Source organism: Candidatus Pantoea edessiphila, from assembly GCF_002933315.1.
GTDB lineage: Bacteria > Pseudomonadota > Gammaproteobacteria > Enterobacterales > Enterobacteriaceae > Pantoea_C.
The window spans coordinates 97,735-122,269 of record NZ_PDKT01000001.1 but is presented as its reverse complement, the minus strand read 5'-3'; the positions used below and the strand labels follow the sequence as shown (position 1 = coordinate 122,269).

Sequence of the window (24,535 nt, the reverse complement as noted above, 5' to 3'; positions counted from 1 at the left end):
TGTTGTTTTTTTTATTTTTGCTTGTTTATATCATTAATTATTTTTAAATAGTTGATTTATTACTTTATTAATTTTAAATAGAATGAGACTAAAATGACAAAAGAAAATATAAAAGAGTCGTTGGTTATACTATCTGATATTAGTAAATCTTTTGATAATAAATTAATTATTGATAATTTTAATTTAACGATTTATAACGGTGAATTTATTACCATTCTAGGTCCTTCTGGTTGCGGAAAAACTACTATATTACGTTTAATTGCTGGTTTAGAAAAAGCTAATAAAGGCTATATTTTACTTAATAACAATAATATTACTAATACATCTGCTGAAGAACGTAATATTAATACAGTATTTCAAAGTTATGCACTCTTTCCACATATGTCTGTATTTGAAAATGTTGCTTTTGGTTTACGTATGCAAAAAACTCCTTCATATGAAATTATTACACGTGTTAAAGATGCTTTAACCATGGTACAACTAGAGCATTTTGGCAAACGTCATCCACATCAACTTTCTGGCGGACAGCAACAACGTGTAGCTATTGCTAGAGCTGTGATCAATCGTCCAAAGGTATTACTTTTAGATGAACCTTTATCAGCTTTAGATTATAAATTACGTAAACAAATGCAAAATGAACTTAAAGCAATGCAGCGTAAACTTGGTATTACTTTTATTTTTGTTACTCATGATCAAGAAGAAGCGCTTGTAATGTCTGATCGTATTGTGGTAATGCGTAATGGCAAGATTGAACAAGACGGTACACCACGAGAAATATATGAAAAACCAAAAAATTTATTTGTAGCACGATTTATCGGAGAAATTAATGTATTTGATACAAAAGTGATTAAAAGCGATAAAAATTCTTATGTACGTGCACTAGTCGAAGGTTGTGAATGTGATATTTACTGTCCATTCCCTGTTAAAACAGGTGATAGGTTACATGTTATGTTGCGTCCAGAAGATTTACGTGTTAAAGAAGCACATAACAATACTGTAGATGGGTTAATTGGTTATGTAAGAGAGTTAAATTACAAGGGTATGACACTAGAGTCAACTATAGAACTAGAAAACGGTAAGTTAATTACTGTAAGTGAGTTTTTTAATGAAGATGATCCAGATGTTGATCATTTTTTAGATCAAAAAATGGTTGTTAATTGGGTAAAGAGTTGGGAGGTAGTTTTACCATATGAAATTGATGATTAATAAACTTCAAAAAATAGTCATATCGTTAATAGTTGGATGGTTGATTGTATTTATATTTTTACCAAATTTAATGATCTTTATAACTAGTTTTTTAATGCGTGATGATAATCATTTAATTAGTTTTCAATTTACATTTGAAAATTATATACGATTATTAGATCCTTTATATATAAAGGTATTATTACATTCTTTAAATATAGCAGTTATAGCTACTATATTTTGCTTGTTGTTAGGATATCCATTTGCATGGTATTTAACTAAATTACCATTACATCTGAAACCAATAATGCTATTTTTACTAATTGTACCGTTTTGGACTAACTCTTTAGTACGAATTTATTGCTTAAAAATTTTTTTAAGCACTAGGGGATGGCTAAACAATTTTCTAATGTGGTTTGGTCTAATTAATAGACCTTTTCATATTATATATAAACCTGAAGCTGTAATATTAGGATTAGTATATATTTTATTACCATTTATGGTATTACCTATATATTCCAATTTAGAAAAATTAGATAAAACTTGTTTAGAAGCTGCTTATGATTTAGGTGCAAATAAAATACAAACTTTTTTTTATATTGTATTACCGTTGAGTATGCCTGGAATAGTTGCTGGATGTTTATTGGTAGTAATTCCTGCTATGGGTATGTTTTATGTATCAGATTTAATGGGAGGCGCAAAAAATTTGCTTATTGGAAATATAATAAGGAATCAATTTCTTAACATTAGAGATTGGCCATTTGGAGCCTGTATAAGTGTAGTAGTAACATTTTTAATGTGGATAATGTTATTAATTTATTGGCGTACTATGCGTTTATTAAAGCACTAAGGTGAGCAGTTAAAATGATGGTACATTACTTACGTGGTATTTTTATGACTATTATTTACACTTGGCTCTATATTCCTATCTTAATTTTAATTACTAATTCATTTAACATATCTAAATTTGGTATACATTGGCAAGGTTTTAGTACACATTGGTATAAAACATTAATGCATAACGATAGTTTAATTCAAGCTGCTCAAAATTCATTAATTATAGGAATATGTTCTGCTAGCATAGCGACTATTATAGGTTCTTTAACAGCTTTAGCCATTTATCGTTATCATTTTTGCGGTAAACAATTTATTAATGGAATGTTATTTACTGTAATGATGTCACCAGATATTGTTATGGCAATTTCCTTATTAGTATTGTTTATGCTATTAGGTATACCTCTTGGTTTTTGGTCATTATTAATTTCTCACATCACTTTTTGTCTTCCTTTTGTAGTAGTTACTATTTATTCATGGTTAAAAAATTTTGATATTCGTATATTTGAAGCTGCAAAAGATCTAGGTGCTAATGAAATTATTATTTTAAAAAAAGTAATATTACCATTAGCTATACCAGCAGTATCTGCAGGATGGTTACTTAGTTTTACTTTATCTATGGATGACGTTATAGTATCATCTTTTGTTACTAGTCCTAATTTCGAAATTTTACCATTAAAAATTTATTCAATGGTTAAAGTTGGAATTTCACCAGAAGTAAATGCAATCACAGTAATTTTAGTATTAATATCTTTATTATTAATAGCTATTAGCCATTTAAGACTTCTTAAAAAATAGGAGATAATAATATTGGGTTGTTTTATTAAATTATTTATTGCTTTAATAATCTTTGTTTGTAATATTGTATATGCAGAAATACGAAGTAGTAATGTTTTATATTTTTATAACTGGACAGAATATGTTCCATCAGGATTATTAGAACAGTTTAGTAAAGAAACAGGTATTAAAGTTATTTATTCAACTTATGAATCTAATGAAATTATGTATTCCAAACTAAAAACTTGGAAAAGTGGATCCTATGATCTAATAGTTCCTTCAAGCTATTTTGTAGCCAAAATGCGCAAAGAAAATATGTTGCAAAAAATTGATAAAGTTGCATTAACTAATTTTAACAATCTAGATACTAACTTATTAAATAAACCATTTGATCCTAATAATGATTATTCTATTCCGTATATATGGGGTGCTACTATCATTGGAGTGAATTCTTCTGAAATTGATCCTAAAACCATTACTAGTTGGTCTGATTTATGGAAACCGAAATATAAAAATAAATTGCTATTAATTGATGATGCTCGTGAAGTATTTCAAATAGCATTACGTAAACTAGGAATTTCAGGTAACACTACAAATATGAAACAAATTAAATCTGCATATATAGAATTAAAGAAGCTCATGCCAAATGTATTAGCATTTAATTCTGACAATCCTGGCAATCCTTATATGGAAGGAGATATATCATTAGGAATGGTTTGGAATGGTTCTGCATATATAGTACGTCAAGCTGGTGCTCCATTACAAACAATTTGGCCTAAAGAGGGAGGTATTTTTTGGATGGATAATCTTGCAATTCCAATAAATGCAAAAAATAAAGAAGGTGCTTTAAAGCTAATTAATTTTTTACTTCGACCAGAAATTGCTGCTAAGGTAGCTATAGCTATTGGATATCCGACTGCAAATAGGGAAGCAAAAAAATTTTTACCAACAAAAATAACTAGAGATAAATTACTATATCCATCCGTAGACCTTATAAAAAAAGGCGAATGGCAAAATGATGTAGGAAATGCTAGCAGAGAATACGAAACTTTGTTTCAAAAACTCAAAGCAGATAATTAAACATAATCAATAAAAAATAATTTTTACTATATTTCTGCTTAAAAATTTATGTAGTTTTTATTTTTTTATTATTAAAAATAGTAAACATGGTATATATAATTGGGAACCAAACTTAAATTTATTTTAATACTGTTTTTATAATAAAAAATTAAAAAGACATAATTTTAATCTAGAAATATAAATACATTATATAACTTTATCAAGTTATATTAAATATAGCTTGTAGTTTTAAACTATACTTTTCAAGTAAAAATATTTTACAATTCTAGATTATATAATATATAAAAATTATTATTAAATAATCAAATATACTAAATTAAAAATTAGAAGATTTCGGATTGTTATGTCTAAAAAAAATTACCAGTTTATACCTAAAAAAGCAGGTGATATTTATTATTTTGGTCAATTAGTTGGTGGTTCATATGCAATAGAATATGCTAATATTATTGAAAAACATTTTGGTTTTGTATTAATAGTTACCGAAGACACAAAAATTGCTTTTAAAATATTTGATGAAATAAGTCAGTTTAGTAAACATCCAATTTATTATTTTCCTGATTGGGAAACAGTTCCTTATAGTAAGTCATCACCCAGTCAAAAAGTAATATCAGATAGAATTTCAACACTTTATAAATTACCTAAGTTAAAACATGGTATATTAATTGTATCAATAACAACACTGATGCAACGTATTTGTCCAAGTTATTCTTTATTTAAGAATACCTTATTAATAAAGCAAGGAAAAAAATTATCTGATTGTTACTTAAAAGAAAAATTGGAGCAATTTGGTTACAAATATGTTAATCAAATAATTGAACAAGGTGAATTTAATTTTAAAAACGATAGCTTTATTAATTTATTTCCTATAGGTCACAATCAACTATATAGAATTGATTTAATTGATAATTATGTAAATAATATATGCAAGATAAGTTTTAATCAACAAAAAATTATCGATAAAGTATCAGAAATTAATCTGTTTCCTAAACATGAATTACCTATTAATAAAAATTCTTTAAAACTTTTTTGTAAAAATTGGGAAAAATTTTTTAATACTCCTCTAGAGAAGAATTATATATATACTAATATTAGTAGAGGCATTATACCTTCTGGTATTGAATATTGGTACCCATTGTTTTTTGATCAACCTTTGTCTACTTTATTTAATTATCTTTCAAATAATACTATAATTATTCACCACAGCAATTTACAAGAAAGTGCTTTAAATTTTTGGAATAAAATACATAGACACTATGACAATAGTGCTATCTTTAATAAATACTTATTACATCCAAACTATTTATGGATAAATCCTAATTATTTATTAAATCAATTCAATAAATTGCCTCAAATAAAAATAACTAATACAACATTACCTAAAAAAGAAAATAATATTAACTTAGGTTATAAATCACTACCTTCATTAATATTAACTGAAAAAGGAGATAAGAAAATATCACTGGAACGTTTAGATCAATTTATTAAAAAATTTAATGGTTATATAACATTTTGTGTTAAGGATAAAATCAATCAAAAGAAAATTCAAAAATTACTAACATATATAAAATTAAATCCATCTTTTATCAAAGATTATAATTTATTATTTAATAATAAATTTACCTTAATAATCAGTAAAATTAGTAATGGTTTTATAGATATTAGTAATAATAGGGCTTTTATCTGCGAAAGAGATATATTAAATAATGATAATTTTAATATTTATGATAATGATAAAATACAATGGAAGACATTAAACATAGCTAAATCTTTTTTTAAAACTGAAAAGATAAATTATGGTCAACCTGTAGTCCATTTAGAACATGGCATAGGTCTTTATATGGGTTTAACAACTATTGAAACTAATGGTATTAATTCTGAATATTTGATTCTGATTTATGCTAATGATACTAAGCTTTATGTACCAGTAACATCTCTTCATTTAATTAACTGCTACACAGGTCATTCTAGTGATAATGTAACACTTCATAAATTAGGTAGTGATAATTGGTTGCGCTCAAGAAAAAAAGCTATTGAAAAAATTCATGATGTTGCTGCAGAACTTTTGGATATTTATTGTAATAGAAAATTAAATATTGGTTATTGTTTTAAATATAATAAACAAAGATATAAATCATTTTGTAATGATTTTCCATTTAATATTACTTTAGATCAACAAAAAGCTATAAATGATATATTAGGAGATATGTGTCAACCTATAGCAATGGATAGACTAATATGTGGCGATGCAGGTTTTGGTAAAACTGAAGTAGCAATGCACTCTGCATTTATCGCTATTGAAAATAACAAACAAGTTTCCATTCTTGTGCCAACTACTATTTTAGCACAACAACATTATGAAAATTTTAAAAATAGATTTAGTTCTTGGTCAATTAAGATTGAGATACTATCTGATTTTAAAAATTTTAAAGATCAAGAACAAATTTTAGAAAAAATAAAAAAAGGTGAGTTAGATATTGTAATAGGTACTCATAAATTATTAAATAAAAATATCAAATGGAAAAATTTAGGATTGCTAATTATTGATGAAGAACATCGATTTGGAGTATTTCAAAAAGAACAAATTAAAGCAAGATACAACAATATTGATATAGTAACATTAACAGCAACACCAATACCACGTACATTATATATGGCAATTACGGGTATACGAGATATTTCTATTATTACTACTCCACCTGATCATCGTTTGCCTGTTAAAGTTTTTATAACTGAATTTAATTACTCAATAATACGTGAAGTAATTTTACGTGAGATTTCTAGAGGTGGTCAGGTATATTATTTACATAATAAAATTAGTGATATTGAAAAGATAGCAAATTATATAAATCAATTAGTACCAGAAGCTAATGTAGCTATTGCTCATGGACAAATGCATGAATATGATCTAAAAAAAGTAATGAAAAATTTTTATTATGGACATTTCAATATACTAGTATGTACCACTATAATTGAAAGTGGTATTGATATTCCTAATGCTAATACAATTATTATTGAACAAGCTGACCATTTTGGTTTGGCTCAACTATACCAATTACGAGGTAGGGTTGGACGTTTACACTACCAAGCATATGCTTGGTTATTAACGCCAAATAAAAAAATTACTAAAGAAGCAAAAAAAAGATTTGAAGTAATTGAATCTTTAAAGGAGCTAGGTACTGGTTTTACAGTATCAACAAATGATTTAGAAATTCGTGGATCAGGCGAATTACTTGGCGAAAAACAAAGTGGTCAAATAGAAACACTTGGCTTATCACTTTATACAGAATTATTAGAGAATTCTATTAATGATCTTAAAAATAATAATCTTTCACTAGAAAATCTATTAAATAATAATATTGAAATAGAACTTCAAATACCATCTCTTATTCCAGATAAATTCATTGAAAATACAAGTATGCGTTTATCTATCTATAAGAAAATTGCAAGAGCTAAAAATGAATATGAGTTAGAAGAAATAAAAAATGATATAATCAATAATTTTGGTTTATTACCTGATTCAACAAATAATTTATTTGATATTGCATCGTTGCGATTACAAGCTCATCAATTAGGTTTATGTAAGATAAAAATGGGTGATAGAGGAGGATATATTAATTTTTTAGCAAAAAATAATATCAATACTTTAAAATTAGTTAATCTAATACAAAAAGAACCAAATAAATGGAAGTTAGAAGGAAATACAAAATTGAGATTTTATTTTCGTGATGGCATAAAGGAACAAAACTCAAGAATAAAATGGATAAAAAATTTCATTAATAGTTTAAAATATTAAAAAAGTCGTCCGTTGTTTAATAAAGTCATCTGTTGTTTAAAATATATGCAATTACTCTTAATGTAATAAACTTAATATTATATTACACAATTATTCTTTGATTTTTAAAAACTTTCTTTCATAATTATAAGTATATTGTAAATAAATTATTAAATAATCTATTTAATTTTAAGTTAATTAAACACATTATACTATAACATAGGACCTAGTAATGTGCCTCCTAACAAATGCATATGAATATGGTAAATTTCTTGTCCAGCATTTTTATTACAGTTTACAACAAGTCTGTAACCGTCATCTTTAATGTTTTCTTCTATTGCAATTTTAGCTGCTACAGTAAACATTCTACCTAATATTTGTTCATGTTCATATTTAACTTCATTTACAGTTGAAATTAATATATTAGGAACAATAAGAATATGAACTGGTGCTTTAGGAAAAATATCACGAAATGCTGTTACTAGTTCATCTTGATATAATACATCTGCAGAAGTTTCATGCTTAATAATTTTACTAAAAATAGTTTCTTCAATCATAAATCATTCCTTATATAAAATAATTTAAATTTTTTATTAACTATATAATTTAATATAATCGTCTATATCGGTTTTAAGATTACCAGATTTGGTACCAAAAATCACTTGAATACCAGATCCAGATATAACAATACCTTTTGCACCAAGGTTTTCCAGTTCTATTTTATTTACCTTATTTATATCAATTACTTTTACTCGAAGACGAGTAATACAAGCATCAAGATTTGTAATATTTTCTTTACCACCAAAAGCTATAATTAACTTTCTTGCTATTTCATTATCAGTCAATGATGACTGGTGTTTAGTTAATTTCTCACGTCCTGGTGTTTTAAAATCAAATTTAATAATTAAAAAACGAAATAATAAATAATAAATTAAAAAATATATAGTTCCAACTATTGGAAATAACCAAATTTTACTACCATGTCCACTTAAAATAATAAAATCAATCAAACCATGTGAAAAACTAGTTCCATTGCGCATATCAAATAAAATACATATAGGAAAAGCTAAGCCAGCTAAAATTGAATGGATAATATAAAGAACAGGAGCAACAAACATAAAAGAAAATTCAATAGGCTCAGTAATACCAGTTAAGAAAGAAGTTAACATTGCTGTAACCATAATACCGCCTATTTTTGCGCTATTTTCAGGTTTAGTTGTATGCCAAATTGCAAGTGCAGCTGCTGGCAATCCAAACATTTTAAATATAAATCCACCAGATAATTTACCTGCAGTTAAATCTCCAGCCATATATCTTGGAATATCACCATGAAATATTTGTCCGGATTTAGTAACAAACTCACCAATTTGCATTTGAAAAGGAACATTCCATATATGATGCAAACCTAATGGCATTAAAATACGCTCAACTAATCCGTAGATACCAAAAGCAATTATAGGATTTTGGTAAGCTGCCCATTCTGAAAAATTTTCAATTGTAAATCCTATAGGTGGCCAAATAATAGACAGAAATAACCCTATAATAATTGCAGATAATCCAGAAATAATTGGTACGAAACGCTTACCATTAAAAAAACCTAAATATTCTGGCAATGTAATACGATAAAATGTATTAAACATATATGATACTAAAAACCCAATAATAATACCCCCTAAAACACCAGTATCAGTAAGATGTTTGATTTCAATGTGTTGTACAGTATCACATAACATTAATGAAGATACTGTCAGCATTGTTTTTACCATTATACTATAAGATATAACCGCAGCTAAAGCTGATACTCCATCATTATTGGTAAAACCTAGTGCTATGCCTATTGCAAAAATTAACGGCATATTAGAAAAAACTGACTCACCAGCTTCTGCCATCACATGTGACATTGTATTAGGTAATAAGCTAAAATTAGCTGATCCTAAACCTAATAAGATTCCTGCAATTGGTAATACTGATATTGGTAACATAAGTGATTTACCAATTTTTTGTAAGTTAGCAAAAGCATTTTTCAACATAATTTAGAACTCCTACAATATAAATCTATTTTATAGACAACTAAAGAGGATTGATGAATTTTTTAAATTAAGTTCAGCTTGGGTATGCGAAATAGTTTTGAAAAGTTATTAGTAGTTATTTCTGATAGGATTTCTATATCTATATTTTTTATTATAGCAATATATTGAGCAATATCTCTAGTATATGCTGGCTGATTTTCTTGACCACGATATGGTACTGGTGTAAGATATGGGGAATCGGTTTCTAGTAAAATTCTATCAAGTGGAACATAATTTATAACTCTATCAAAATCTTTTATTTTATTGAAAGTAATTATACCAGAAAAAGAAATATAAAATCCCATATCTAATAACTTACGTGCTGCACTTTGATTTTCACTAAAACAATGCAATACACCGCTACAAGATTCACTTTTTTCTTCTTTTAAAATATTCAAAGTATCTTTGAAAGCATTTCTCATATGAACAATGATTGGTTTTTTTAAAGCAATTCCTGCAATAATATGATTTCTAAAGGAAATTTGTTGGTTTATTTTATTATCTTTATTATAATGATAATCTAATCCAGTTTCACCTAATGCGACTACTTGAGCATCTGCAGCAAGAGAGTAAAGATCTTCTATATTATAAGACTCTGGTTTATTAAGTGGATGTACTCCGCATGATAGTGCAATATTTCTACGATTACTAATAAATTTTTTTAAATTAACAAAATCTGATAAATCAGTTGCTACAGTTAATATAAATTTTACATCACGCGCTACTGCTTTTGCTATAACATCATCAATATCATGATGGTTTTTTCTATAATTTAATAAGTTAAGATGACAGTGTGAATCAACAATAAACATGGTTTTTTCTCTTAATTTTAAAATTAACTAAACATCTATTGAATGAAATTTACTTATTTTAACCCAATTTAATAAAAAATCAGTCAATAACAATTCTCGATTAACTATTATTACATTCATTAGTCTATTTCTACAGTTAATACAATCATGTATACTAATAATTAAAGAACTGAAAGAAAAAGCACGAGATAATAACAGTACAACATCTTTACGATCTATGTTTGTTAATTTATTAGTAATGTTATTTTGTAACTTCATAGCATCCAATATTAAAGATATCAACCAAGTAATACACATATTTTCATTTTCATGCAAAATAGGTAATAAATTTAAAATTTGATATTTAAGAGAAATCAATAAAGTATCATAGAGTCTTTTCCTAAGTGGTAAATGATTTTCAATGAGATTTAGTGCTGTGGGAGGTATTCCTGTACTTAAGCGTAATGCGGATAAAATAATATTTTTACTTTGAGAAGATTTTGATTTTAACCAAAGTAAGCCATTTTCTTCACTTGGAGGAAGTAAATGTAATATTGTGCAACGACTACGTATTGTTAATGTAACTTTTGAAATGTTGTGTGTACTAAAAAAAAACCAACTACCAATTGGTGGTTCTTCAATTATTTTTAACAAAGCATTACTCGCAGATTGAGTTAATTTATCAATATTACGTATAAATATAATTCTTTTTTTACCTTGTTGTACACATTTATATATATTAGATATTAGATTTCTAATTATATCTACGCCTATAGTTTTATCTTTTTGTTTTTCTTCAATTACATAATAATCTGGGTGAATATTTAATTTCATTAAGTAACAACTATTACAATTATCACAATGTTTTAAATTATCAGGTTTATAACACAACAGCCAACAACCCAAATTCCAAATAAGAATATCTTTTCCAATACCTTGATTACCTTGAATTAAGGTTACTGGATGAAAGAAACCATTATTATATTGATTTATTTTGTTTAAGTAAGTTTGGTGAAGCCAAGGATAATATTTCATTTTATTGATTTTTTAGCCAGTTTAATAAATATTTTTTTAAATTTTGCACAACTCTATCTAAAGATTGAGTTGCATCAATAAATATAATATTATCATTCTGTTGTATTTTTTTTAAGTAAAAATTACGAGTACGTTCGAAAAAATCCAAAGATTCTTGTTCGATTCGATCTAAATTACCTTGTATTTTTAATCTTTGCAAACATATGTCAGGTGTTATATCTAAATAAAATGTTATATCTGGATAAAAATCACCTAACACTATGTAACTTAGTTCATCAATTAAATCAGAGTTTAATTGCCTACCACCACCTTGATAAGCATGCGATGAAAGATTGTGGCGATCACTAATTACCCATTTACCACATTTTAAAGCAGGTTTAATAACATTATCTAATAACTGTGCACGTGCAGCATATATTACCAAAAGTTCTGTTATTTTTGTTATATGTTCCTGTTGTTTTTGATTAGTTATTATAGTACGTAGACTCTCTGCTATTGGGGTACCGCCAGGTTCTCTAGTAAGTAAAATTTTTTCACGTTTAATACCATATTTATTTAAAATGTCTATAATAATATTACATGCAGTAGTTTTTCCAGCATTTTCTAATCCTTCAACGACAATAAACTTATTTTTCATCATTTATATTTTCTATAATTAATAATTTTTGTTAAAATAAAACATTTTTAAGTATCCTTAATATAAATACTAATTCTATAAACACTTATTAAGTTATTATAATTATAAAAAAAACAAAAATTAGTTAATATTGAATAATTATTTTGCTTAAGTTATAACTTAAGCAAAAATTATAATTTATCAATATTGATAAATTATATTAACTACAAATAATTTATATTTTTTCTCCTTAAATAATAAATATAATTATTTTTTATCAAGTACATGAATTTTATAGTAATTATTTGTTTATATTCAACAAATGTCAACAAAATAACTGAGTAATGATACTTTAAATTTATATATAAATTGGTAAATATTCATATGACGTAAAATAAAATTTAATTTTTAAAAAAATCCAGATAGCTATTTTAGCTATCTGGATATGTTAATTATCTTATTTAATTTTTATGGTCATTAATATAATCTATCGCTGCCTGAACGGTAGTGATTTTTTCAGCCTCTTCATCTGGAATTTCAGTATCAAATTCTTCTTCTAAAGCCATTACCAGCTCAACGGTATCAAGAGAATCAGCACCTAGGTCATCTACAAAAGATGCAGAATTAGTGACTTCATTTTCTTTTACACCTAGTTGTTCACCGATGATTTTCTTAACTCGTTGTTCGATATCACTCATACTATTTGATTTCCTGTCAAAACTCGCATATGCGATGATTTTCATAGTTTATAAAATATTGAAAAAGATGCAACACAATCTAATTAAATTGCCATTTCGTGGTTTTATATAGTAAAAAATGCATATGTATTTAAAAATTAAATTACGTACATACCACCATTGACATTAATTATTTCACCAGTTATATATGATGCTTCTTTAGAAGCTAAAAATACAACAACATTAGCTACTTCTTGAGATTGACCTAAACGTTTCATAGGTATCTTTGCTAGAATGCTAGAATGTTGAGCTTTATTTAATGCTTGCGTCATATCTGTTTCAATAAATCCAGGTGATACTATATTAACTGTAATTCCACGTGAAGCAATTTCAATTGCTAATGATTTACTAAATCCTATTAACCCTGCTTTTGCTGCTGCATAATTTGTTTGGCCAATATTTCCACAAATTCCAACTATAGAACTAATAGTGATAATTCGTCCCATGCGTTTTTTTAACATTGAAGGTATAACTGCTTTAGAAAGTTTAAATACAGAATTAAGATTTATGTTAATTACATCTTCCCAATCATTATCGTTCATTTTTATTAAGAGATTATCGCGAGTTATACCTGCATTATTAATTAAAATATCAATGGCACCAAATTCAGAATTAACTTTTTCTAAAACGTTGTATATGGACTCAGGATCATTAACATTTAATATTAAACCTTTGCCCCTATTCCTTAAGTAAGAGTTAATAACTGAAACTCCTTGTTCGTTTGTTGAAGTTCCAATAATATTAACTTGATGTAATGATAATGTTTTTGCTATTGCAAGACCAATACCACGACTTGCTCCAGTAATTAATGCAACTTTATTTTTAAAAAACATGATATTCCTATCATTTATTTTTTTCTAAAGCTATCAACAACGAATCGATATTATTGATGGCTACATAGGTTAAATTGTCTGCAATACGTTTACTTAAATTGCTCAAAACTCTACTAGGTCCTATTTCTAATATTTTTGTAATACCTTTTTTAGCTATTAATTTAATGATTTCAATCCAACGAACTGGACTATACATTTGTCGAATTAAAGCATTGCGAATAGCGTTCTCATCATATTCTATCTGTACATCAACGTTATTGATTACTGGTATAGAGGGTATTTTAAATTTAATTTTTTTTAATTTAATTGCTAACTTACTTGCTGCTGATTTCATCAATAAACAATGTGCAGGAATAGTAATTATTAATGGTATAATTTGTTTTGCACCAGCTAATTTACATGCAATACTAGTACGATCAACAGCTTTTTTATCACCTGCAATAACAAATTGATCTGGTGAATTAAAATTAGCTATAGATACAATTTGATTTTTTCTGTTTTCTTTACATATTCTTTGAATTGTTATTGCATCTAAACCTATGATAGCTTTCATTGCACCTTTTCTTTTCTGAACCAACTGTTGCATTAGTTTTCCACGAAATTCAACTAATTTAACGGTGTCAGTAAATTTTATTACATCTGCACAGACTAATGCAGAATATTCACCTAAACTGTGTCCTGCCATTAATTTTGGTAGTGACCCACCTTTTTGTTGCCATATACGATATATTGCAATAGAAGCCGCTAAAATAGCTGGTTGTGTTTTGCAAGTATCATTTAAATCTTCAATTGGTCCTTGATTAATTAGTTTTAATAAGTCGTATCCCAAAATATATGATGCTTCTTGAAATGTTTCTTTAGCTATGGAATATTTCTTTATAATATCTTTTAACATACCAATATGTTGTGATCCTTGACCAGGAAATACAAATGCTAATTCAGTCATTATGCACTCTTATAAATTCATTTAAAAACCTAGTAAAATTCATAATATGAAAGTATCTTAATAGTAAAAAATTTTATATAGAACAATTTTTCCAGAACTTTCATTATATATTATTAATTAATATGATAATATTTCACTAACTTTAAATCAATTTATTCGTCTATACTATTTTATTTCTTACTCTAAATATTAGTAATAAATATTTAATATGCATATATAATGAACCAAAAGATAAAAAATATTGCATGATTTATATGATAATTTAAATGTATTAATATGATATCAGTTTTACTTTTGTTTCATTATAATAATATCAATAACATTAATAGTACATAAAAATATAATTACAAATTAATCAAATGTAATAATAGATAATATATCAATATTGACAATTAAAGCATACTTAATTTTCATAAATTTATGAACTTGATAAACGTATCAACAAAATATGAGTAGCTATCGTCTTTTAATTGTTAATTAAATCATAAAATGAAGATGTCAGAAATGGATAACTGAACCAATATTTTATAATAGTTAATGAAATTTTATCGATATATCTTAATGTCTTGTAATAATTTGATAAAAAATTTTATTCCTGTCTGATGTATTTTTTATAAATTTAAATGCATATATCTAAATTTTCAATGATCTTATAAGAACATATTATTTTTAATAAAGTAATTTAACTGTAACAGCATTCCTATTTCTACCGAGAATAGAAATTTATATTTAATCTATTTTGTATTTATGTATTATTAAAAATTTATTTAAAAATAAATTTAGAACCACGGTAATAGCCATCTACAGTAATATGATGTCTCAGATGGGTTTCACCCGATGTTTTATCTAAAGATAGAAGTTTAGTTTTAAGGAAATCATGTGAACGACGCATACCTCTTTTGGAACGGGTAGGTTTATTTTTTTGAACTGCCATGTTTATCAATACTCCCAAGATTATTGTAATTTTAATATTTTAATAAACATATTATATATCTATTTTTTATATTTATAATTTAAATTATTTAAAATAACGAAATTAAATCAACTAAAAAATGTTAATGCTTAAACTAAGTATTCTAATAAATTGCCAAATATTTGAAAAATATTTTTTCATAATAAATAAATATTAAAAATGGTTATTTTTTTAATTAATATGTCATATTATAACTCTATTTATAGTAATATAAAAATATTCTTAAGTTAAGAATATTATCTGTTATTTTTTTTTAAAGATACTTAAGTTTTTATTAATTACGTAAATTAAATAAACACCGCTGTAATAATTCATCAAGAGGTGCTTTTATACACATACTTTTTTTAGTTTGTGGATGAATAAAAGTAATAGAACATGCATGAAGGAATAATCTATTTAGTTCAGTTATCATAAAATTATCATCAGATAAATCATTTCCATAACGTTTATCATATAAAATAGGGTGTCCAGCATGTAATGCGTGAACTCGAATTTGATGTGTATGTCCTGTAATAGGGTTAACTTTCATTAATGTGCTATATTTAAAATATTCCTTTACTTGAAAATGTGTTTCAGAAATTTTTCCATTTGTATCAGCACATACCATAAATTTACCATATTTAGAAATTTTTTTTACTAGTGGAACTTTAATTATATTTAAATTTGAAGGCCAAATACCATAAACTAGTGTTAAATAATCTTTTTTTACATGTTTATTGCGTAATTGATCATGTAATGATCTTAGTGTAGAACGTTTTTTTGCAATTAATAATACTCCAGATGTATCTTTATCTAGTCTATGTACTAATTCTAAAAATGAAAAATTAGGACGTAATGCTCTTAAAGCTTCAATTACGCCGAAATTTATTCCGCTTCCACCATGAACAGCTATACCTGAAGGCTTGTTTAAAGCTATTATAAAATCATCTTCATATAAAATAATTTTATTTAAGAAATCTATTCTATTTTTTTTTATTAAGGATATTTTTTTGTTTTCTTTAAAGAAATATGAAGGTGGAATACGTACCACATCACCTATCGTTAATTTATAAAAAGGTTTAATACGTTTTTTATTTACTCTCACTTCACCTTTTCTTAATATTCTATATATAAAACTTTTTGGTACTTTTTTCAGTTTTAAAGATAAAAAATTATCGATCCTTTGATTTAAATTTTTATTATTTATAGTAATATTTTGTACATCACAAAACTTATTTTTCATTTTAACAATTTTTTCAATTAAACATATTAATACTTTTAAAGTATATTAATATAATTCACTTTTATTAGACATAAACACATTATATATTATCTTTTTGTTTATATTTTTAATTTATTTTCTTAACTTAACAAAAAATATTTTAATTATTATACAATATATTGATATTTTTAAAATAAATAGAATTAGTTTTAATAAAATCTCAAAAATTAGAAATATACTTATTGTTTAATACAGATATAGCACAATATAAGACTGAGATAAAAGATCTTGTATTCGATTATATTAGAGATATGTAAATTACTTAAAATATATCTACTAAAATTTAGTGTTTTTTAATTGTTATTAAATAAATTTAAAATTAACAAATGAGTAATTATATTATTTTAATGCAAATTTTAATCAATTCTAAATACGAATCGTAAATCTTTTAAAAAATAGGAGTTATCATTAAGTACTTACTAAATGTAACTATGTTAAAAGATATAATTAATTACAAAATAACGAGCAATCCAAGATGAAAAGAATGTTAATTAATGCAACTCAAGAGGAAGAGTTACGTATTGCTTTAGTTGATGGTCAACATCTTTATGATCTGGATATTGAAAATTCCAGATATGAACAAAAAAAAGCTAATATTTATAAAGGGAAAATTACTCGTATAGAACCTAGTCTTGGAGCTGTATTTGTTGATTACGGTACGAAACGTCATGGTTTTCTGCCAATTAAAGATATTTCTAGAGAGTATTTTCCAGAACATTATACTAATAGTAATAGCAACAAAAATTTACTTTACGAAGGTCAAGAACTAATAGTGCAAGTTGTAAAAGAAGAACGTGGTAATAAAGGAGCAGCTTTAACAACTTTTATTTCATTGGCTGGATGTTATTTAGTTTTAATGCCCAACAATCCTCGTAGTGCTGGTATTTCCAAGCGTATCGAAGGTTATGATCGTACTGAATTAAAAGAGATATTATCATCATTATCAATTCCTAAAGGTATGAGCATCATTATACGAACAGCTGGTTTGGGTAAATCAGCTGAGCTATTGCAATGGGATCTAAGTGCACGTCTTAAACATTGGGAATCAATTAAAAATATATCACATAATCATTCAGCTCCTTTTTTAATATATCAAGAAAGTAATATTATCGTACGTGCTCTTCGTGATTATTTACGTCAGGATATCAAAGAAATTTTAATTGACAATCCAAAAATCCTAGAACTAGCACGTAAACATATTGCTGAAATTGGAAGATTAGATTTTATTAATAAAATCAGATTATATAATAATGATATTCCATTATTTAGCCATTTTCAAATTGAATCCCAAATAGAATCAGCTTTTCAACGTGAAGTATGTTTACCTTCAGGAGGTTCTATTATTATTGATACTACTGAAGCTTTAACTGCAATTGATATTAATTCTGCACGTTCTACTCGAGGTAAGGATATTGAATCAACTGCTTTAAATACCAATCTTGAAGCAGTTCAGGAAATTGCTAGACAACTTCGATTACGTGACTTAGGTGGATTGATTGTTATCGATTTTATCGACATGAGTTCATCAAGTAATCAGCAAACAATTACAGGTAAATTACGAGAAGCAGTTGCACAAGATAGAGCAAATATACAGATTAGTAATATTTCTTGTTTTGGTTTATTAGAAATGTCTAGACAAAGACTGAGCCCTTCATTAGGTGAATCAAGCCATCATGTTTGTCCTCGTTGTAACGGCACTGGTATTATACGTGATAATGAATCACTTTCACTTTCTATATTAAGACTTATCGAAGAAGAAGCCGTAAAATACAATACAAAGGAAGTACATGCTATAGTTCCTGTACAAGTAGCATCATATTTACTCAATGAAAAACGAGATGCTGTAAATGCTATTGAAAAACGTCAAAACGGAGTACGCGCATCTATAGTTCCTAGTATTAGATTAGAAAGTCCACATTATTCTGTTCTACGTGTTAGAAAAGGTGAAGAAACTAAAATACCTAGTTATCACTTACCTAAGCTACATGAAACAACAGTCTTTAAATCAAACAAAGATAAAAATACAACACATTGCTATAAAAAAAGTTTTTCTATCTCATCTAGTGAAATAATGCTGAATCAATCTACAATTAAATCGAAAATTAAATCTCTAATCAATATAACAGAATTAAATATAAATAACAATTTTTTTGGTCGTTTATTAAATAACTTAAAAAAATTATTTGTTAATGAAGATACATCTTTGATTAATTCAAAAAATGATCCTATCTTTAAAAAAGATAATTACCATAAGGATAGTTATTGCAGAAACAATGTTTATGTTAATAAACATAATATCACTGATAAAAAGTTAAAAAGAAGAAGAACTACTGAAGTAAAAAACAATTATATCAATAAACAAAACAGAAATAAGATTAGATATAATGAAATAATTAATGATAAAAAATATCTTTTTGAAAAAAATAATCATAATAAAGATATTAATAATATCCCTAAAATTAAAAATATAATATTAAATGTACAATTAGATAATCAATTACAAATACTAATACGTAATAAGCAAAAAAATAATGAAAAACTTGATCAACTTATAAGTCCAATACATTTTAATGATCAATATAGACATATTTTTATTGATCATTACTATTCAAATCGTTCATTTATTTATTATTATTCTAAGGATATTGATAATCAAATAAAAGAAAAATTAATGAAAAATAAATTAGAGAAAGAAATAAACAGTAAATTTAAAAGATCTTGTTCTATGGCATTGGTCTTAAAAACAGATAATAATATTGATTCTTTAAGGAATATAAATATTGAAAAAAATGAAAATATTTCAATTAATAATAGTTATTTGAATATTCAAAATAAAAATTTACTTTCAATAAGTAAATTTTCTTCAAAATCATTAATAATAGAAAAACCAAAAGAAAATATGAAATTATCTTCTAAATTAAATATATGTACAAAGGAAATTTCAAAAAATAGAAAACGTTGGAAATATTTTGCTTCAGCACCGATGACTAAAGTACCAATACCAGTTTGGAAACCAGATCCAATACGCTGTAGTAACTGGATTCGTACTCCGTTTAATTTTAATGGAAAAGGTTCAGCAGGAGGTCATAGTGCAACTCAAAAAGTTACAGTACCAGTAACTAAACCACAATAAATTAAAAAGAACATTTAAACACAAATCTGTTTATTGATTTGTGTTTAAATATCATTATATTCATGATTTATTAAAATAAAGTTTTAATAAATATTATCATTTATGTATTAGATTGATAATAAAAATCTTTTAATCTAAAACCAAAACATCTTAATACCGAGAAATATACAGTTATTGCTACCATACAAGTAATTAATAACCTTAATATACGTTCAGGCATCAATCCATGATCCCATGTATTAATATAATTTAATATAATTAATAAAACTAATGTCATTACTAATGTTGCTATAAAAATATGCAATAAAAATTTACCCCACCCATCTTGTAATTTAAAGATATTTTTTTTGAGTAAGTTATAGTACAGTAAAGATGCATTTAAAATTGCTGCTATACTAATTGAAAAAGCTAAACAAATATGTCCTAGCGAATTAAATAAAATAAAATTAATTAATTGTGTTACAATTAAAGTAATAATTGCAATTTTAACAGGGGTTTTCATATCATTATTAGAATAAAATCCAAGAACAAGAACTTTAATAGTCATTAAAGCAATTAAACCAATTGAATATGTAATTAATGCGTACTGTGTCATACTGGTATCAATATAATTAAATTTACCATATTGAAACAAAGAAATAATTATTGGTTTAGACAATAAAATTAACCCTGCAGTACTAGGTAACGATAATAGCAAGCAAATTTTTAAACCCCAATTCATTAAACGTAAATATTCATCATAGTTACCATTAGCTAAACTTTTTGATAATGCAGGCAGAATAATTGTACTTAATGCAACACCTAATACTCCTATAGGAAGTTCTACTAGTCTATTAGCGTAATATAGCCATGATAAAGATCCAAAAGCTAGAAATGAAGAAAACATATTGTTTATAATAGAAGAAATCTGACTCACAGACATACCAATAATTGCAGGTCCCATTCTGCGTATTACTGATAAAGAATAAGGATTATTAAAAATAATACGAGGCATCACCAGTAAATTAATTTTTTTTAAGTAAGGTAATTGAAAAATGAGTTGTACTATACCTCCGCATATTACACCCCACCCTAATGATATTATTGATGGATTAAAATACGATTTATAAAGCATAATAAAAATTATTATACTGATATTAAATAAAATTGGAGCAAATGCAGGTAATATAAAACAATCATAACTGTTTAATATAACACTAATTAAAGAAGTTAATGAAATTAATATAATATAAGGAAACATCACTTTTAGCAAATAAACAAAAACCGTAAATAAATGTTCATTTTTAGTAAAACCAGGCGCTATAATTACAGCTAGTTGAGTTGATATTGTCATTCCCATAATAGTAACAATTATCAATGATAATATTAGCATACCAAATATACAAGATATAAATAAACATATGGCATCATGACTATTTTTATTTTCTTTAATTTTCCTGTTTTTATATTCTATAAAAACAGGAATAAAAGCTTGAGAAAAAGCACCTTCAGCAAAAATACGTCTTAAAAGATTAGGCAATTTAAAAGCCATAAAAAAAGCATCTGTATACATTCCAGCGCCGAAAAATTGTGCAATAATAACATCTCTTATGAAACCCAGTACTCGAGAAAATAGGGTTATAACACTAACTGTGGTTACGGATTTTAATAAGTTCATAATTAAAAGATAAATCCTCGAAATATTATAAATTTATAAGATATTGCAAAATAAACATACTTCAAAAAAATTAATTTTTTTGAAAAAAATCTATATTGAATATATTTATATACTTAATTAACAATTATATAAATTTAACTATTAATATCTGTAATAGATTAGCATTATAATTTTATTATAGAAATAACATTAAGGAGTTCTGATTTCTTCTTATAGACTATTTATGATTAACTTAACGACAAAATCTAGAAATGAATTTGTTAATTAAATGGAAAAAAACTGATATTAATATTGATATCTTTTATCAACAGATTGCTTATATAGATAAAGCAGTAATACTATCAAGTGCAAAATTTTTAGAAAAAAATAATAGAGTAAATTATTAATAAATAATGCTTTTAAATGTGTTCATTTCTTCTGCAGTTATAAATTTCTTTTTTTAAGAAATATTTTTAGTTATAACTTTTAAGCCTCTTAATATATATTTTTTAATATATAAATTAGTTTAGTTAATTTTTTCATTAAGAATACTATATGGTAATAATATAAAGAAATTTTATTTTACTAATACTCAATTATTTCATGATAATCATTTATTAACATATTTTTACAAAATAAACTACAACATTTATTAAATTTATTTAAACAAATTTTACACTGTATAAATAATATATGACACTTATCATATGCACAATTTACGTGAGTGTCACAAGATTTTCCACACTGATGACAAAATGATAAAATTTCTTCAGAAACTATTTCACTCATACGCTCATCAAAAACGAAATTTTTACCTTTAAATCTAACTGGTAAACCTTGTTTGCGTGCACAATGAACATATTCAATAATACCTCCTCGTATTTGATAAACTTTTTTAAATCCATTATAAATCATCCATGCACTGGCTTTTTCACATCTAATTCCTCCAGTACAATAAAGAACAATTTTTTTATTTTCTTTATGTTTTAGTAAATCAATTATTTTAATTAATTGATCTCTAAATGTATTGGAAGGTATTTCTATTGCTTTTTCAAAATGTCCAATTTCATATTCATAATGATTTCGCATATCAACAAATATAGTTTCAGGATCATCTAACATATCGTTAACTTCTTTTGCTTCTATGTAAATTCCTATTGTACTAATATTTAAAATATTTTCTTTTAATCCATCCGCTAAAATACGATCACGTACTTTAACACGCAGAACCCAAAATGACACATTTTTATTGTCTAATGAAATATTCATATGTAAATTATTTAAACGATCGTCTAAATGGTATATGAAGTCTTTCATTTCTACGTATAAATGATTAGGTACACTGATTTGCGCGTTAATACCTTCATAAGAAACATAAATACGACCTAATACTTTTAGCTTGTTAAGATAATAATATAATTTGTCTCGGAAAGATTTTGGATATTTTATACTGAAATATTTATAAAAAGAAACAGTTATACGTAACTCATTTTCAGAAAATACACGAACCTTTAGTTTCTTATTTGAAATGAGATTATGCAATACTGTCATAACATTTATCCTATTTTTTAATGAAAATAATACCTGCTAGTAAAACTTACCTAATTTTAAATATATTTATTTCTATAAACTTAAATTAAAAAAACAAATTAAAAATATTTTATAATTATTGAGTATATTTATAAATTTTTTATTATCAATATTTTCTAAATCACAATTTCTTATTTTTTACAAGACAAATATAAATTCATATGAACAAATAAAAACCGGCATATTTTTAGCAAATAATTATACATTTTATTCAAAAAATAGATATACTGGAATATTCGATATTTAATATTATAATACTAGATTTAAAGGTAATTTTTTCAGGTTTTCAATGTTTAAATATTTAATTTATAATGACATGGTGCCCAGGGCGGGACTTGAACCCGCATAGCCGAAGCCGAGGGATTTTAAGTCCCTTGTGTATACCAATTTCACCACCTGGGCCAAATAATGATACTATACATTGGAGGCGCGTCTCGGAATTGAACCGAGATAGGCGGATTTGCAATCCGCTGCATAACCATTTTGCTAACGCGCCTTGTGTTTAATAATTTTGTACATATTGTCTTTTAACAATGATGCAAAACATTGTAGTAAATACATCCGATATATAATACTACTTTAATACAACTAGTCAATAGACTTATTATTAAATAATATGAACGACATTCCTACATTTGCATAAATTTTCATTTTATAGATAAAATATGTTGAAATATTTTAATATATAAAAACATAGACCATAATGTAAAAATTAATGCCATATATATTAATATTAGACCAATTTTTATTATAAATATATTTGGATGCCATAAAAGAGCAATTAATGAAAGCATTTGTAAAGTAGTTTTTATTTTGCTTATTTTTGATACTATATTACAATTTAGGTTATTATTACGATTTAGGTTATTAACTGAATAAATCCATTGACGTAATGCAGAAACAATAATTTCTCTCGAAATTATTATCATTGTTGGTATAGTGATCCAACAAATATGAAAATGTTCAGATACTAAAATTAAAGCAATTGTAACCATTATTTTATCTATTATTGGATCTAAAACACTACCAAAATTCGTAGTTTGCTTCCAACGACGTGCAAGAAAGCCATCAAATAAATCAGTAAGTGCAGCAATGATAAAAATCAATGTGCTTATAAATGTTGAATTATTAATCGGTATGTAAAAAAACATTACAAAAAATGGTATAAGGAAAAATCGAGATAGTGTTAAAATATTAGGTATGTTTAATTGCATTATCTATAGATTAATTATTAGCAGAATTGTTTATTTTAAATTATTCAGTATGA

The 24,535-nt window shown here is 25.4% G+C and carries 19 protein-coding genes and 2 tRNA genes; 6 read left to right on the top strand and 15 right to left on the bottom strand.

Features of this window, described 5'->3' with window-relative positions; translation table 11 throughout:
- Positions 1-93: 93 nt before the first annotated feature.
- The 5 genes from potA (at position 94) to mfd (ending at position 7,669) form a co-directional block, all read left to right on the top strand.
- Positions 94-1,206, top strand: coding sequence for a spermidine/putrescine ABC transporter ATP-binding protein PotA (potA, locus tag CRV12_RS00660; protein WP_136130724.1), 1,113 nt, complete (start codon positions 94-96; stop codon positions 1,204-1,206).
- Positions 1,190-2,035: a spermidine/putrescine ABC transporter permease PotB gene (gene potB, locus CRV12_RS00655; protein WP_136130723.1), complete on the top strand. Its 846-nt coding sequence runs from the start codon at positions 1,190-1,192 to the stop codon at positions 2,033-2,035. The genes potA and potB overlap by 17 nt, the downstream gene beginning before the upstream one ends.
- A 14-nt stretch (positions 2,036-2,049) precedes the next feature.
- Positions 2,050-2,817: a spermidine/putrescine ABC transporter permease PotC gene (potC, locus tag CRV12_RS00650; protein WP_136130722.1), complete on the top strand. Its 768-nt coding sequence runs from the start codon at positions 2,050-2,052 to the stop codon at positions 2,815-2,817.
- Positions 2,818-2,829: 12 nt separating this feature from the next.
- Positions 2,830-3,876: a spermidine/putrescine ABC transporter substrate-binding protein PotD gene (gene potD / locus CRV12_RS00645; RefSeq protein ID WP_136130721.1), complete on the top strand. Its 1,047-nt coding sequence runs from the start codon at positions 2,830-2,832 to the stop codon at positions 3,874-3,876.
- 343 nt (positions 3,877-4,219) lie between these two features.
- Positions 4,220-7,669 (top strand): transcription-repair coupling factor, encoded by a 3,450-nt coding sequence (mfd, locus tag CRV12_RS00640; RefSeq protein ID WP_136130720.1) that lies wholly within the window; start codon positions 4,220-4,222, stop codon positions 7,667-7,669.
- Between the two features lie 191 nt (positions 7,670-7,860).
- Here the strand turns inward: mfd and CRV12_RS00635 are convergent, their stop codons facing one another.
- The 10 genes from CRV12_RS00635 to rluC form a co-directional block, all read right to left on the bottom strand.
- A complete protein-coding gene (locus CRV12_RS00635) occupies positions 7,861-8,205 on the bottom strand; it encodes an HIT domain-containing protein (RefSeq protein WP_136130719.1) in 345 nt (114 codons plus the stop codon).
- Between the two features lie 36 nt (positions 8,206-8,241).
- Entirely contained in the window at positions 8,242-9,678 is a 1,437-nt protein-coding gene (gene ptsG, locus CRV12_RS00630; protein WP_136130718.1) for a PTS glucose transporter subunit IIBC, read from the bottom strand.
- Between the two features lie 62 nt (positions 9,679-9,740).
- Positions 9,741-10,529, bottom strand: coding sequence for a YchF/TatD family DNA exonuclease (locus CRV12_RS00625; protein WP_136130717.1), 789 nt, complete (start codon positions 10,527-10,529; stop codon positions 9,741-9,743).
- A gap of 27 nt (positions 10,530-10,556) precedes the next feature.
- A complete protein-coding gene (locus CRV12_RS00620) occupies positions 10,557-11,543 on the bottom strand; it encodes a DNA polymerase III subunit delta' C-terminal domain-containing protein (RefSeq protein WP_136130716.1) in 987 nt (328 codons plus the stop codon).
- Position 11,544: 1 nt separating this feature from the next.
- On the bottom strand, positions 11,545-12,180 hold the full coding sequence (tmk, locus tag CRV12_RS00615; protein WP_136130915.1) for a dTMP kinase: 636 nt from the start codon (positions 12,178-12,180) through the stop codon (positions 11,545-11,547).
- Positions 12,181-12,620: 440 nt separating this feature from the next.
- Positions 12,621-12,857, bottom strand: a complete 237-nt coding sequence (gene acpP / locus CRV12_RS00610) for an acyl carrier protein (RefSeq protein ID WP_136130715.1) — start codon at positions 12,855-12,857, stop codon at positions 12,621-12,623.
- Between the two features lie 137 nt (positions 12,858-12,994).
- Entirely contained in the window at positions 12,995-13,729 is a 735-nt protein-coding gene (fabG, locus tag CRV12_RS00605; RefSeq protein ID WP_136130714.1) for a 3-oxoacyl-ACP reductase FabG, read from the bottom strand.
- A 10-nt stretch (positions 13,730-13,739) separates the two neighbouring features.
- Positions 13,740-14,675, bottom strand: a complete 936-nt coding sequence (gene fabD, locus CRV12_RS00600) for an ACP S-malonyltransferase (RefSeq protein WP_136130713.1) — start codon at positions 14,673-14,675, stop codon at positions 13,740-13,742.
- A 763-nt stretch (positions 14,676-15,438) separates the two neighbouring features.
- Positions 15,439-15,609 (bottom strand): 50S ribosomal protein L32, encoded by a 171-nt coding sequence (gene rpmF / locus CRV12_RS00595; RefSeq protein WP_136130712.1) that lies wholly within the window; start codon positions 15,607-15,609, stop codon positions 15,439-15,441.
- Between the two features lie 313 nt (positions 15,610-15,922).
- Positions 15,923-16,870 (bottom strand): 23S rRNA pseudouridine(955/2504/2580) synthase RluC, encoded by a 948-nt coding sequence (gene rluC / locus CRV12_RS00590; protein WP_136130711.1) that lies wholly within the window; start codon positions 16,868-16,870, stop codon positions 15,923-15,925.
- 514 nt (positions 16,871-17,384) lie between these two features.
- Here rluC and rne point away from each other — a divergent pair.
- A complete protein-coding gene (gene rne / locus CRV12_RS00585; RefSeq protein WP_136130914.1) occupies positions 17,385-20,042 on the top strand; it encodes a ribonuclease E in 2,658 nt (885 codons plus the stop codon).
- Between the two features lie 100 nt (positions 20,043-20,142).
- Here the strand turns inward: rne and murJ are convergent, their stop codons facing one another.
- The 5 genes from murJ to pgsA all read right to left on the bottom strand — a co-directional run bounded on the left by murJ (position 20,143) and on the right by pgsA (position 24,482).
- The gene (murJ, locus tag CRV12_RS00580; RefSeq protein ID WP_136130710.1) at positions 20,143-21,699 is read right to left on the bottom strand and encodes a murein biosynthesis integral membrane protein MurJ; all 1,557 of its coding nucleotides are present in this window, start codon (positions 21,697-21,699) and stop codon (positions 20,143-20,145) included.
- 564 nt (positions 21,700-22,263) lie between these two features.
- Positions 22,264-23,229 carry an oxygen-dependent tRNA uridine(34) hydroxylase TrhO gene (gene trhO, locus CRV12_RS00575; protein WP_136130709.1) on the bottom strand — a complete coding sequence of 322 codons (966 nt, stop codon included), beginning with the start codon at positions 23,227-23,229 and terminating at the stop codon, positions 22,264-22,266.
- Between the two features lie 356 nt (positions 23,230-23,585).
- Positions 23,586-23,670 (bottom strand) — tRNA-Leu (locus tag CRV12_RS00570).
- A 20-nt stretch (positions 23,671-23,690) separates the two neighbouring features.
- Positions 23,691-23,764: transfer RNA gene (locus CRV12_RS00565), tRNA-Cys, on the bottom strand.
- Between the two features lie 151 nt (positions 23,765-23,915).
- Entirely contained in the window at positions 23,916-24,482 is a 567-nt protein-coding gene (pgsA, locus tag CRV12_RS00560) for a CDP-diacylglycerol--glycerol-3-phosphate 3-phosphatidyltransferase (RefSeq protein ID WP_136130708.1), read from the bottom strand.
- Positions 24,483-24,535: the final 53 nt, after the last annotated feature.